Source organism: Streptomyces sp. NPDC005784 (assembly GCF_042871525.1).
Classification (GTDB): Bacteria; Actinomycetota; Actinomycetes; order Streptomycetales; family Streptomycetaceae; genus Streptomyces.
The window spans coordinates 63,029-75,954 of record NZ_JBIAIQ010000009.1 but is presented as its reverse complement, the minus strand read 5'-3'; the positions used below and the strand labels follow the sequence as shown (position 1 = coordinate 75,954).

The 12,926-nt window shown below is 69.7% G+C and carries 11 protein-coding genes; 3 read left to right on the top strand and 8 right to left on the bottom strand.

Translation table 11 applies throughout. The annotated features are described in order from the left end of the window. Nucleotides 1-1,208 precede the first annotated feature (1,208 nt). Nucleotides 1,209-1,889 (bottom strand): chaplin, encoded by a 681-nt coding sequence (locus ACFYR3_RS17295; RefSeq protein ID WP_355857555.1) that lies wholly within the window; start codon nt 1,887-1,889, stop codon nt 1,209-1,211. Between the two features lie 565 nt (nt 1,890-2,454). Here ACFYR3_RS17295 and ACFYR3_RS17290 point away from each other — a divergent pair. After that, complete coding sequence (locus tag ACFYR3_RS17290; RefSeq protein WP_355857558.1) at nt 2,455-3,855, top strand: condensation domain-containing protein; 1,401 nt, start codon at nt 2,455-2,457, stop codon at nt 3,853-3,855. Then, on the top strand, nt 3,852-4,256 hold the full coding sequence (locus ACFYR3_RS17285; RefSeq protein WP_355857561.1) for a hypothetical protein: 405 nt from the start codon (nt 3,852-3,854) through the stop codon (nt 4,254-4,256). The genes ACFYR3_RS17290 and ACFYR3_RS17285 overlap by 4 nt, the downstream gene beginning before the upstream one ends. Before the next feature lie 431 nt (nt 4,257-4,687). Here ACFYR3_RS17285 and ACFYR3_RS17280 read toward each other — a convergent pair whose 3' ends face one another. The 6 genes from ACFYR3_RS17280 to ACFYR3_RS17255 form a co-directional block, all read right to left on the bottom strand. Further along, entirely contained in the window at nt 4,688-5,848 is a 1,161-nt protein-coding gene (locus ACFYR3_RS17280) for a serine hydrolase domain-containing protein (protein WP_389283663.1), read from the bottom strand. Between the two features lie 84 nt (nt 5,849-5,932). After that, the gene (locus ACFYR3_RS17275; RefSeq protein ID WP_261704069.1) at nt 5,933-6,337 is read right to left on the bottom strand and encodes an organic hydroperoxide resistance protein; all 405 of its coding nucleotides are present in this window, start codon (nt 6,335-6,337) and stop codon (nt 5,933-5,935) included. A 204-nt stretch (nt 6,338-6,541) separates the two neighbouring features. Then, nucleotides 6,542-7,015, bottom strand: a complete 474-nt coding sequence (locus ACFYR3_RS17270) for a MarR family transcriptional regulator (RefSeq protein WP_355857567.1) — start codon at nt 7,013-7,015, stop codon at nt 6,542-6,544. Beyond that, on the bottom strand, nt 7,012-7,761 hold the full coding sequence (locus tag ACFYR3_RS17265) for an energy-coupling factor ABC transporter ATP-binding protein (protein ID WP_389283661.1): 750 nt from the start codon (nt 7,759-7,761) through the stop codon (nt 7,012-7,014). The genes ACFYR3_RS17270 and ACFYR3_RS17265 overlap by 4 nt, the downstream gene beginning before the upstream one ends. 188 nt (nt 7,762-7,949) lie before the next feature. Beyond that, a complete protein-coding gene (cbiQ, locus tag ACFYR3_RS17260) occupies nt 7,950-8,711 on the bottom strand; it encodes a cobalt ECF transporter T component CbiQ (RefSeq protein ID WP_355857572.1) in 762 nt (253 codons plus the stop codon). A gap of 1 nt (nt 8,712) precedes the next feature. Next, a complete protein-coding gene (locus tag ACFYR3_RS17255; protein WP_355857574.1) occupies nt 8,713-9,765 on the bottom strand; it encodes an energy-coupling factor ABC transporter permease in 1,053 nt (350 codons plus the stop codon). A 382-nt stretch (nt 9,766-10,147) separates the two neighbouring features. Between ACFYR3_RS17255 and ACFYR3_RS17250 the strand changes: the two genes are divergently transcribed. Continuing rightward, entirely contained in the window at nt 10,148-10,504 is a 357-nt protein-coding gene (locus ACFYR3_RS17250; RefSeq protein ID WP_355857577.1) for an SsgA family sporulation/cell division regulator, read from the top strand. 139 nt (nt 10,505-10,643) lie between these two features. Here the strand turns inward: ACFYR3_RS17250 and ACFYR3_RS17245 are convergent, their stop codons facing one another. Further along, a complete protein-coding gene (locus ACFYR3_RS17245) occupies nt 10,644-12,860 on the bottom strand; it encodes an MMPL family transporter (RefSeq protein WP_355857580.1) in 2,217 nt (738 codons plus the stop codon). Nucleotides 12,861-12,926 lie beyond the last annotated feature (66 nt).

The following is a 12,926-nucleotide window of genomic DNA, read 5'->3' as shown; positions in this document are numbered from 1 at the left end:
CGGTTTCCGGGGCGCGCGTCTGACTTCCCCCCCAATCGGGGGGCCCGCCCCCCCCCCGCGGGGTGGGGGGGGGGGCGGGGGGCGGGGGGGCCCCCCCCCCCCCCCCCCCCCCGCCTCCGTTTTCCTTGGGCCCGCCGCCGACCTGCCTTCCGTTTCACAGCTGTTGACTTCTTCCCCGCCGTGAGCGAGAGGGATTTCCACGGTTCACGCCATGGGGTTTCCTGCTTCATCGCCGACTGCCCGCCCGGAGAACTCCGTTGAGGTGCTGAGTGGCATCTCCTCTGGACACCCCGGCGACCTTGTACCGCGCCTCGGCCGGTTGACTCCGTCATCCCTGACCTTGCAGGACAGTTCCCGCTGGGCCTCGGCGAGCCGGGAACGTCACGGCGCTCGTGCCGGGGGTTGGCGATCTTCTCCCCGGCGGAAAGGGCCGGCAGTGGTCCAGGCCGACATCGCTTCCGATCGCGCTGTCGGTGACTGGGACATCTTCGCCAGGGTCAGCCTGCCCTCGCGGAACCGAGGTGCACTCCGCCGACTTCCGCGACCTCTTCCTCAACTTGAAGCGCGGGTACGTACATTGCCCGCTTGCCGAAGAAGTGGGGTGAACGCGGTCTGCAGGTGTCGCGGCGTCCACTGGAGCGGCACCGAGGAGACGTCGCCCAGGAACGCCGGCTCCTCGGTCTTCTCGCGCTCCGTCAGCATCGCCGACGTTGTCGTTGACCCGCTCCTGCCGCACCCACCACGCCTCGGTACGGGCGACGAGCGCCAGTTGTACGCCGGGCGACGCTCTCGCTCAGATCCCCGGCGCACACGGCACGGCACCGACATCCCCGTCCGCACGGACAGCGCCGGATCCGCGAAGGCATCCCTCGCCCACGTCCGTGACGCACCTTCTCGGTCGGATACGCGGTCACCGAGCCGGTCCGCCACGCGATCCGAGCCATGCCCGACCATCTCTGGCGTCCCGCTCCGGACCAGGACAGCTCGCTCGCCACGCGTCGGCGCCGAGGTCGCCGAACCGACCGGGATGGTCGAGCTGACCGGCAATCAACAGTTGGGGAGCCGCAGCGAGCACACATTACGTGCGGCACGAGCTGCTCCGGTGGCGAGGTGCTCACGTCGATGCCATGGCGCGGAGGGCGGACAGGCACCGGCAGCCCGCCTGGGCCCCACCAAACACGTTCGATGGGGCTGTACGGGCATCCGGGTCAGCGACCTGGGCGGAAGCGGCGGTACAGGACCGCACCCGCGAGGAGCGACACGGCGCTGCCGGCGAGGGCTGGGAAAGCCAGATCCGCTCCTGTGTGGGCCAGCGTGGACGTCGCCGTGTCCGGGGTGTCCGGAACGGCTTGATGCCGGGGGGCCCTGTGTCGCGACACAGGGGGCGTCGGGGCCGAGGGCTTGGGGGCCGGAGTTGTTCGGGGGACGTGAGGGTGAGAGTGGTCACCGCCGTTGACCGACTGGTTGCCGATCGCTGGGTTACCCACGCCGACCGCGTTGACACTGTTCCCAGAAACGTTCACCGGCAGATCGATCGGGAGCTGCAGACCGTTGCCTGAGATCAGCCCGGGCGAGTCCGTGACGCGGCCATCAGCCGAGGCTCCGCCTGACGTGTCCGATCCGCGGTCGGTTTCCGCACCGTCGGCCTTGGCCGTGTCCTTGTTGTTTTTGCACACGTTGCCCACGGCCGGGTTGAGCAGCCCCACGACGTCCACCGTGTTGCCGCAGAGGTTCAACGCCGCGGACAACGGAACCTGGATGATGTTCCCGGAGAGCACCCCGGGCGAACCGGCCGCCGTAGCCCCGGCGTCAGCACCGTCGGCTGCGAAGACGGCGGAAGCGGGAAAAGCCACAGCCATCGCGCCGGATGCGGCGGCAACGGCGAGCACACGGTTTCGAGTAGCCCGTCTCATAGATCCTTACCTTCCTAAACATCACTGCGGGTACTCACCCGCACATCTGCAAACGCTGGAAAGGCAACAGGGTTATGGCGTGCCGCCTTCCAAGTCGCTGTCCTGGGCTAAAAGGTCCCGACACGTGCCGTCGATCATGTGATGGTCGGTCTGGTTGCTCGTTGCTCTTGTCATGGCGATCGTGGCGAAGAGGCAACCGCGGCCGTGGAGTCGTCTCGGACGAACTGTGATCGCTCGTCAAGCCGTTGAAGGCCGACGAAGTGGTGTCACCGTCGGATGACTGCACTACCTCACGCTGCGCTTACACGCCCGGATCAGCGAAGAAACGGGCGCAGCGCCGGACAGCGACATCTCGTCCCTGGCATCGCGGCAGTCCCTACAGGCAGGCGCGTGAACGGCCGTTGAATGCGGGGCGATCGATGGGTCGCTTTACCGTTCGACGTGCCACACCTTCTGCTGATTCGCAGGCAAAACGGCAGACAGCACTCGCACACGACTCCACGTTGATCAAGCCTGTTTTTTCCGACGAGGAGACGCCACTGTGCGAATTTCTGATATTCAGCGCTGCGAGATCCGGCCTGGACGGCTTGTGGAGTGGGGGTTCAGCCCTGCGACCGTCGCGGCCGCGACGGTGCTGCCGACGGATCCGCGGCCGCCGGCGTACATCCAGGAGTCACACATCAGAACGGCGCGGTCGGTGCGCGAGGGAGGCTTGTTCGTGCCGACCTGGATCGGTACGGCTTTCGACCTGCCCGGCCAAGTCGACCTCGACGTGCTGGAACAGGCCCTACGCGGCTGGACACTGCGCCACGAGACGCTGCGCAGCGGGTTCCGATGGGTGGGCGACGAGATGCACCGGTTCACTCTCGACCGGGACGATGTCACGCTCTACCGCGAAGTGGTGGGCGACTTCGCCGATGCGAACCTGCTGGCCGAGCATTTGCAGGACCGTTTCGACGACGCGGCAGACGCTCTCGGCTGGCCCAATCTCATCTACGCGGCGGTCGTCCGCGAGGACTCAACCAGCGTGTATCTGGCATTCGACCACACCAACGTCGACGCCTACTCGCTGCAGCGCATCCCGTACGAGGTGCAGGAGCTGTACACGGCACATGCCGCAGGGCAGCCCCTCACCGCCACACCGGTCGCGAGCTATGTGGACTTCTGCGAGCAGGAGCGGGCGAACGCGAACGCCATCGACGACACACATGCGATCGTCACGCGCTGGCGGGAGTTCATCGGCCGGTGCGACGGAAGGCTTCCGGAGTTCCCTGTCGATCTGGGCCTGAAGCCCGGCGACGCCCTGCCCGTCCAGAAGCTCATGCGCGAGCCGCTCGTCGATGCGGACGCGGCCGCGGCGTTCGAGACGTACTGCCGGCCCTACGGCGGTAGCCTGGTGGGCGTCCTGGCCGCAACCAGTCTGATCGTCCACGAACTCGGTGAGCAGCCGGTCTATCGCGCGGTCGTGCCGTTCCACACCCGACTGAAGTCCACGTGGTCTGACTCCGTGGGCTGGTATGTCGGCGCCGCGCCGATCGAAGTACCTGCGGCACGGGACTTCGACGCCGCGCTCGCCTCGGTCCGGGCCCAGCTGCAAGCCAATCGGTCGTTGGCGCGCATTCCTCTGGCCCGAGTACTACGCCTTCTGGGCGAGGACTTCCGCCCCACATCACCCGACCTGTACTCAATCATCTCGTATATGGACGCCCGCCTCATTCCTGGTTCGGCCTGCTGGAGCGAACAGAACGCGTACGGGCTGCTCCGTGTGTCATACGGCGATCAGGTGTGCGCCTGGGTCAACCGGCTGCACGAGGGACTGTGGATCGCCTGCCGCTACCCGGACACGGACATCGCTTCCAAGAACGTACGCCTGTACATCGAGAAGCTTCGAGAGCTGATCGTCTCGGTTTGTCCTGCAACCTCTTCAACCGTAGGGCGATGACGCGCACCGCCGGCTGCAACGACGTCGGCATCGACGGCGATCACCCGTCTTGTCCGGCCGGTGCACTGGACTCGTTCCTTCACGGACTCCTGACCTTCGACAGCCTCTTCGCGGCCGGCGGCCCGTGCGTCACCGACACGTCCACAGGCGTCACCCTCCTCCCCGGCTGCTGCGACGGGCTGGAGGACTGGCGCGACTGGCGCCGGCTCGTCAACGACGAAAGCGTGCTCGGATTCGGCCACGACCTTCGCCGTGTCCTCGACCTTCCCCCGACGACCTTCCCCCGGCGACCCGGCCGCCGGAGCCGTGACGCGGATGCGGTCGCTGACCTCTTCGGCGATCAGGCGGGCTTCCCGGGCCTGATCGAGGCTGACCCGCTCAGCGACCTGGAGGGCTCCTGAGCCTCGACCGGGGCCGGCGACGGATCACCACGGCCCAGCACCGGGCGGAAGAACGGCAGGTACGCGGGCGACGGGGAGAGGGCCGACGACATCAGGCGGCCCCTCGTTCGGCCCGGTCCATCGCTCCGGAGAACGGTGCCACCCTCGTCGCGACGGCGGGACCTGCGGACACGGGCGGCCCCTCGGCTGCGGCGCGGTCCACCCGCCCCCGGATGTCCCGGTCATCGGGATCGGGCTGATGCCACGGGTGGGGCCGTAGGCCGTCGTGGCGGACGGGGACGGCGAGCGGGTCCGCGGTGAGGTGGCCGTCCACGGCAGAAGGCTTTCCGCGGTCGGGTGGCCGTCCACGGTCGGGTGACTGTCCGACGGTTGGGCGGCCGGCCGACGGTGGGCGGCCGGACGTGGTTGGGCGGCCGGACGTGGTTGGGCGGTTACGCGGTGACGGCCGTCCGTACCGCCCGGACCAGTGCCTGCGCCCGTGCGTCCGCCGTCACGCTCGTACGGAAGGCATTGGTGACATACCCGAAGGCGATGCCCGACTCGGGGTCGGCGAAGCCGAGGGCGCCGCCGCGGCCGGGGTGCCCGAAGGAGCCCGGGGAGAGCAGCGGAGACGCTCCGCCGTGGAGCATGTAGCCGAGGCCGAACCGGGTGTTGACGACCAGGACCCGGTCGGGTCCCGCGGACTGCTCCGTCCGCGCGGCCGACACCGTCTCGGGCGTGAACAGCCGTACGCCGTCCACCTCCCCGATCAGCGCGGCGTAGAAGCGGGCGAGGCCGTCGGCCGTGGCGATGCCGTTCGAGGCGGGGAGGACGGCCGCGCGGTAGGCGGGATCGTTCTCGTCGGGCATCGGGGTGATCGCGGCGAAGGCGCGGCGGGTGATGCTGTCCGGGTCGGCGTACGCCTCGGAGACCGCCCGCTTCGGACGGGTCTTGAGGCCGCCGGGCGTCGATGGCGCCTCGACCTGCGCGACCCGCCCCACTCGGCCGGCCACCGCCTCCGGAAGCCCGACCCACAGGTCCAGGTCCAGCGGCCTGGCGATCTCGTCCGCGATCCAGTGGCCGATCGTGCGCCCGGTCACCCGCCGGACCAGCTCGCCCGTCAGCCAGCTGTACGTCTGCGCGTGGTACCCGTGCTCGGCCCCGGGCTCCCACACCGGCGTCTGCGCGGCCACCGCTGCGGCCGCGAGGTCGAGGTCGGCGGCCTCGGCGGGGCTGAGCGGACGGTCGAGGACGGGCACTCCGGCCCGGTGCGCGAGCAGGTGCCGTACGCGCGTGTGCTCCTTGCCGTGCGCCTTGTACTCGGGCCAGTAGGCACCGACCGGCGCGTCCAGGTCGAGGTGTCCTCGCTGGGCGAGCAGCAGGAGTACGGCGGCGGCGACGCCCTTCGTCGCGGAGCGCACGATCTGCGCGGTGCCGCGCTGCCAGGGCTCGGTGCCGTCGACGTCACGGGTGCCGCCCCACAGCTCGACGACCTTGTGCCCGTCGCGGTACACGGTGACGGCGGCGCCCCGGTCCCCCAGCGCCGCGAAGTTGCCCGCGAACGCCTCCCTGACCGGCTCGAAGCCCTCGGTCACTGTGCCGTTCACGTCCACGCCCGCGCTCCCTGTCGCCTCACCGCTGCCAAAGTTCCAGCAGTGAGTGCAACACGCATCCACGGCCTTCGATTCCTAGGCCCCCTAGCCCAGCAGGATCGTGACCTCGATGTTGCCGCGGGTGGCGTTCGAGTACGGGCAGACCTCGTGCGCCGCGTCCACGAGCTTCGTCGCGACGTCCTCGTCGACGACCGGGAGCGAGACGCTCAGGGCGACCGCCAGTCCGTAGCCGCGCTGTTTGTTGGGGCCGATCCCGACCTTCGCCGCGACCGTGGAACCGGAGAGGTCGAGGCCGGCGCGGCGGCCCACCAGAACCAGCGCGTTGTGGAAACAGGCGCTGTACCCGGCCGCGAACAGCTGCTCCGGGTTCGTGCCGTTCCCGTCGCCACCGAGCGCCGGCGGCATCGCGACCTTCAGTTCGAGCTGCCCGTCCTGGCTGGTCACATAGCCGTTCCGGCCGCCGTGCGCGGTGGCCTCGGCGACATACATGATCTTCGTCGGACGGGTGTCGACAAGGGCGCCGTCGATCACGGCAGGACCTCCCCCAGGGCGGGCAACACAGGAGTACACAAGTACATCGTGCACAAGGTACTCGGTGGTATGGAGTCCGCAATGCGCAGGGGAGGAAATCGCGGGTGACCCGACCTCGGCAGGGGTCTCAGCAGAGGTCAGCGGCCCTGACCTCGGCAGGGGTCAGCGGGCCCGCCCCGCCGCGTCCTCCGCGCGCTCCGTCAGCCGCCGCAGCTCCTCGCGCAGGCGCGTGACGTCGGCCTCGCTCATGCCGGTCGCCGTCAGCAGTGCCTGCGGCACCTCCTCCGCGCGCTCCCTGAGCACTTCGCCGCGCCCGGTGAGGGCGACGCGCACGGAGCGTTCGTCGTGCGCCGAGCGCTCACGGCGTACGAGCCCAGCCGACTCCAGCCGCTTGAGCAGCGGCGACATCGTGCCGTAGTCGAGGTGCAGGGCGGTGCCCAGTTCCTTGACCGTGGTCTCGCCGCGCTCCCAGAGGACCAGCAGGACGAGGTACTGCGGGTAGGTGAGGCCGAGGTCCTCCAGCAGCGGGCGGTACGCGGCGGTCACGGCGCGCTGGGCGGCGTACAGCGCGAAGCACAGCTGGTCGTCGAGCAGCAGCGACCCGGCCGGCGGCCCGACGTCCTCTTGTTTCGTCACGCCCCCATTGTCACGGAGCGCGGGTCGAACCCGAAGGGCAGCTCCAGACGGTGGGTGCGCATGAGCTCGCCGTCCGAGAGGAGGGCGCCGGTCCCGCCGTCGGCGACGATCACGCCGTCGCTGAGGACGAGGGAGCGGGGGCACAGTTCGAGGGCGTACGGCAGGTCGTGGGTGACCATGAGGACGGTGACGTCCAACGAGCGCAGGATGTCCGCGAGTTCGCGCCGGGAGGCGGGGTCGAGGTTGGAGGAGGGCTCGTCGAGGACGAGGATCTCGGGCTCCATCGCCAGCACCGTCGCGACGGCGACCCGGCGCCGCTGCCCGAAGGACAGATGGTGCGGGGGACGGTCGGCGAAGGCTTCCATGCCGACCCGCTCCAGCGCCGTACGGACGCGTTCGTCCAGTTCGGCGCCCTTCATGCCCGCGGCGGCGGGACCGAAGGCGACGTCCTCGCGCACGGTCGGCATGAACAGCTGGTCGTCCGGGTCCTGGAAGACGATGCCGACCTTGCGCCGGATCTCGGCCATGTGCCGCTTGCCGACCGGGAGTCCGGCGACCTTCACCGTTCCGGCGCCGCCGGTCAGGATGCCGTTGAGGTGCAGGACGAGGGTGGTCTTGCCGGCGCCGTTCGGGCCGAGCAGCGCGACGCGCTCGCCGCGCCCGATGCCGAAGTCCACGCCGAACAGGGCCTGATGCCCGTCGGGGTAGGCGAACGCAAGTCCGGAGACCTCCAGCGAAGCCGGCACGGCGTCCGTCCCCCCGGTCGTCCCCCCAATCGCCCCCACAGCCGTCCCTGCGGACGCCCCCGCAGTCGTCCCCGCGGAGATCTCCTCGGGTGTCCCCGCTGACAGCTCCGCGGACATCTCCGCGGACTTCTCCGCGGACTTCTCTCCCGGCGTCCCCACAGACATCTCCCCGGTCGTTCCAGCAGACATCACAGCGTCCATCCCAACAGACATACGACAAGGGCGGCGAACGGAAGGGCGAGGGCGTACGACCACTGCGCCCGGGACGCGGTCACCTCGTCGATGACGGGCATCGAACCGGCGTACCCCCGGCTCACCATGGCCAGATGCACGCGTTCCCCGCGCTCGTAGGAGCGGATGAACAGCGCGCCCGCAGACTTCGCGAGCACCCCCCAGTGGCGCACTCCGCTCGCCTCGAAGCCGCGCGACTCCCGCGCGATCCGCATGCGCCGCATCTCGTCCGTGATGACATCGCCGTAGCGGATCATGAAGGAGGCGATCTGCACGAGGAGCGGCGGGAGCTTCAGCCGTTGCAGGCCGAGGAGCAGTTCCCGCAGTTCGGTGGTGGAGGCGAGCAGGACGGAGGCGGCGACGCCGAGAGTGCCCTTGGCGAGGACGTTCCAGGCGCCCCACAGACCGTTGACGCTCAGGGACAGCCCCAGCACGTCCACCCTCTCGCCCTCCGCCACGAACGGCATCAGTACCGCGAACGCGACGAACGGGATCTCGATCAGCAGCCGCTTCAGCAGGACGCCCGCCGGTACGCGGGCCTGGCGGGCGACCGCCGCGAGCAGTACGGCGTACAGCGCGAAGGCCCACATCGCCTCGCGGGGGGTGGAGACGACCACCACCACGAAGGCGAAGGCCGCGGCGAGCTTGGTGTGCGGCGGGAGGGCGTGCACGGGCGAGTGCCCGTGCCGGTACAACCGGTGCGTGTGGCCCGCCCCCATGTCAGACGCCGCCTTCCGGTACGGAGGTGGGCGTGGTGTCGGACGTACGTCGTCTGCGGACCGCCCAGAAGACGCCGGTGCCCGCGACGACGGTGACGCCGACGCCGATCACCCCCGCGAGACCGCCGGAGACACGGGTGTCGGAGATGTCCTTGACCCCGTATCCGGCGAGCGGTGAGTCCCCTGTGGCGTGCTTCCCGGTCCGGGTGTCGATGCCCTTGTCCTTGGCGACCTTCTCCAGGCCGTCGGGGCTCGCGGAGGCGTAGAAGCTGACGAATCCGGCGAGGACGAGGGAGGTGACCAGGCCGGTGATCCACACCTTGCGGTGCGAGGCGCGGGCCGCGACGGGGGCGGCGGCCGTGGGGACGTCGACCAGTTCCCCGCCGACCCGCAGCTTGAGCCGCTGCTGGAGGCCGCGGGCGCCGTACACGAGATCGGGCCGTACGGCGATGACGGCGCCGACGGTGAGCGCGGTGATGACGGCCTCGCCGATGCCGATGAGGACGTGGACGCCGATCATGGCCGTGGCGACCTTGGAGATCGCGACGTCGGTGGTGCCGCCGACCGCGTAGATGAGGGTGAAGGCGACGGCGGCGGCCGGAACGGACAGCAGCGCGGCGACGAAGGACGCGACGGTGACCGAACGCCGCTTGCGGGGCAGCACCTTCACCAGACCGCGGAAGACGACGTACGAGACGACCGTGGTGACGATCGCCATGTCGGTGATGTTCACGCCGAGCGCGGTGAGGCCGCCGTCCGCGAAGAGGATGCCCTGCATGAGCAGGACGACGGAGACGCAGAGGACACCTGTACAGGGGCCGACGAGGATGGCCGCCAAGGCGCCGCCGAGCAGATGTCCGCTGGTCCCGGCGGCGACCGGGAAGTTCAGCATCTGCACGGCGAAGATGAAGGCGGCGACCAGGCCGGCGAGCGGCGCGGTCCGCTCGTCGAGTTCACGGCGGGCACCCCGCAGGCTCACGGCGATGGCGCCGGCGGCGACCACTCCTGCGGCGGCGGAGACCGGGGCATTGATGAATCCGTCAGGCACATGCACCGTTCGATGATAATGCCTTGTTGCGAATGACTTGCAGGAGCAAGAAGCCTACGAATAGCTCCCGACGGGCGTGAGTGCGGGAGCAGTTCACGGGGGAGGGACGAGCCGGCGGACGCGACGGCGTCAACCGTTCCCGGCGGACGAACCGTCGGACGCGACGGCGTGAACGGTTCGCGGCGGACGGGCCGGTGCGCGCGACGCCGTGCGTCGTTCGCGGCGGATGTGACCGTCGCCGCACACATGCACCCGCTGCGGCAGGGCAGACGTTCCCCGAGGGGCGGTCACGGGCGGCCGGAGAGCGGTTTCCGCCAGATGTGCGACATTGGAATGGTGACGGAATTCACAGCTTCCGCATAGGTAACGCAGCGTAAGGAGTCGGTACATGCACGCCGTCGAGCAATACGCACGCGCTCATATCGTGACCGACACCGCCGACTCCGCAGACGACGAACACCGGGCCGTCCCGGTGGCCCTCCGGTACGACCCGGAGACCGACCCCCGCCAGGTGCACATCACGCTGCCCGGCCCCCACGAGTGGGTCTTCGACCGCGAGCTCCTCGAACAGGGCCTGCGCGTCCCCGTCAGCAACGGCGACATACGCATCTGGCCGTGCGGCCGCGTCCAGGCCGTCCTGGAATTCCACTCCACGCACGGGGTGGCGGTCGTGCAGCTCGACACGAAGGCGCTCATGCGCTTTCTCCGTCGTACGTACACGGCCGCCACCCCGGTGGCCCACTGATCGCTTGTCAGGACCTCGCCACGGGACAGGCGAGGTGCTCACGTTGCCCTCGTAGAGGCCCTTCCGACTCCGGGGCCTCCGAGGTTTTCGGAGGCCCTCGAAGCGGTCCCGGAGGTCCCGGAGGTCTGCGGGCAGAGGCTCAGACTCCGGCGAGTTCCCGGTCGTGGTCCGCTTCGCGCTGCTTCTCGTCGAGCGCGCGCAGGCCCTCGCCCTCGACGTCCACGTTCGGCAGCGCGCGGTCCAGCCACTTCGGCAGCCACCAGGCCCGCTTGCCCAGCAGCGCGAGCACCGCCGGGACGAGCGCCATCCGCACGACGAACGCGTCGAAGAAGACGGCGATCGCGAGGCCGAAGCCGATCATCTTGATCATCGACTCGCTCGACCCGATGAATCCGGAGAACACGGCGATCATGATGACCGCGGCCGCCGTGACGACCCGCGCCCCGTGCTTGAACCCGGTCACGATCGCCTGTCCGGGCTTCTCCCCGTGGACGTAGGCCTCTCGCATACGTGTCACGAGGAACACCTCGTAGTCCATGGCCAGTCCGAAGACGACGCCCACCATGAAGATCGGCATCATCGACATGATCGGGCCGGTCTCCTCGACGCCCATCAGAGAGGACAGCCAGCCCCACTGGAAGACCGCGACGACCGCGCCGAGGGCCGCCATCACGCTGAGCAGGAAGCCGAGAGCCGCCTTCAGCGGGACGAGGATCGAGCGGAACACCACGATCAGCAGCAGGAAGGCGAGACCGACCACGAGCGCGAGATACGGGATCAGCGCGTCGTTGAGCTTCTGCGAGAAGTCGATGTTCATGGCCGTGGAGCCGGTGACCAGCACCGTCGCGCCCGTCTCGGCCTTGATGCCGGCGCCTCCGCCGCGGATGGTGTGGACCAGGTCCTCGGTCGTGACGGAGGACGGCTTCGAGTCGGCGATCACCGTGATCATCGCGGTGTCACCGGCCTTGTTGGGCGCCGCCGGGCTCACACTCACGACACCCTTGAGGCCCTTGATCTCGTCATGCACCTTGCTGAACGCCGCCTTGGGCGCGTCGCTCGCCTTCGCGTCGACGACGACCATCAGCGGGCCGTTGAAGCCGGGCCCGAAGCCGTCGGAGAGCAGGTCGTAGGCGCGCCGCTGCGTGGTGGACGTCGGCTGCGAACCGTCGTCGGGCAGGCCGAGTTGGAGCGAGGCGGCCGGGACCGCGGCCGCGCCGAGGCCGACCACGCCGAGCAGCAGCACCGCGAGCGGGCGGCGGACGACGAAGCTCGCCCAGCGGGTGCCCATGTTGGGCTTGCCCGCCTTCTTGGCGGCGCGGCCGCCGCCGAGGAGCCTGCTCTTCTTGCCGGCCGGCTGGACCCTGCGGCCCGCGTAGCCGAGCAGCGCGGGGATCATGGTCAGCGCGATGAGTACGGCGATGGCGACCGTGCCCGCCGCCGCGACACCCATCTTCGTGAGCATCGGAATGTTGACGACCGACAGTCCGACCAGCGCGATCACCACGGTCAGCCCGGCGAAGACCACCGCCGAGCCCGCCGTGCCGACGGCCCGTCCGGCCGCTTCCTCGCGTTCGCGGCCCTCGGCCAGCTCGGCCCGGTAGCGGGAGACGATGAAGAGGGCGTAGTCGATACCGACCGCGAGGCCGATCATCATCGCGAGAGTGGAGGTGGTGGATCCGAGGTCGAGCACGCTGGCGAGCGCGGTGATCGTCGAGACGCCGATGCCGACGCCGACCAGCGCGGTCAGCAGTGGCAGCCCGGCCGCGATCAGGGAACCGAAGGTGATGACGAGGACGACCGCGGCTATCGCGATGCCGATGACCTCGCTGGAACCGGTCTCGGGCGTCGCCTGGAGCGCGTCGCCGCCCACCTCGACGGTCAGTCCGGAGTGCCGTGCGTCCTGCGCGGCCGCCTTCAGGGCGTCCTTCGAGGCGTCCTTCAGCTCCATGCCGGAGACCTCGTACTTCACCGAGGCGTAGGCGATCGACCCGTCCTTGCTCACGGCGTGGGCCTTGAACGGGTCGGTGACGGAGGTGACCTCGGAACCGGTGCCGAGCACCTTGACGGCATGCTCGACCGTCGCCTTGTTGTCCTTGTCCGCCATCTTCTCGCCGGCGGGCGCCTTGAAGACGACCCGTGCGGTCGCTCCGTCGGCGCTCATACCGGGGAAGCGGTTCTCCAGCAGGTCGAAGGCCTTCTGCGCCTCGGTGCCGGGGATCGAGAAGGAGGACGATCCCGCGACGGGCGCGGAGGCTGCGCCGACGCCCGCGAGCGTCAGCAGTGCCACCCAGATCAGGGCGGCGAAGTGCCGTCGCCGGAAGGCGAGTCGGCCGAGTTTATAGAGGAACGTGGCCACGAGGGCGTACTCCCGGTCAGGTCGTGGAAGGGCAGGGGCTGGTGTGATCACCCGAGTGGGGGCAGG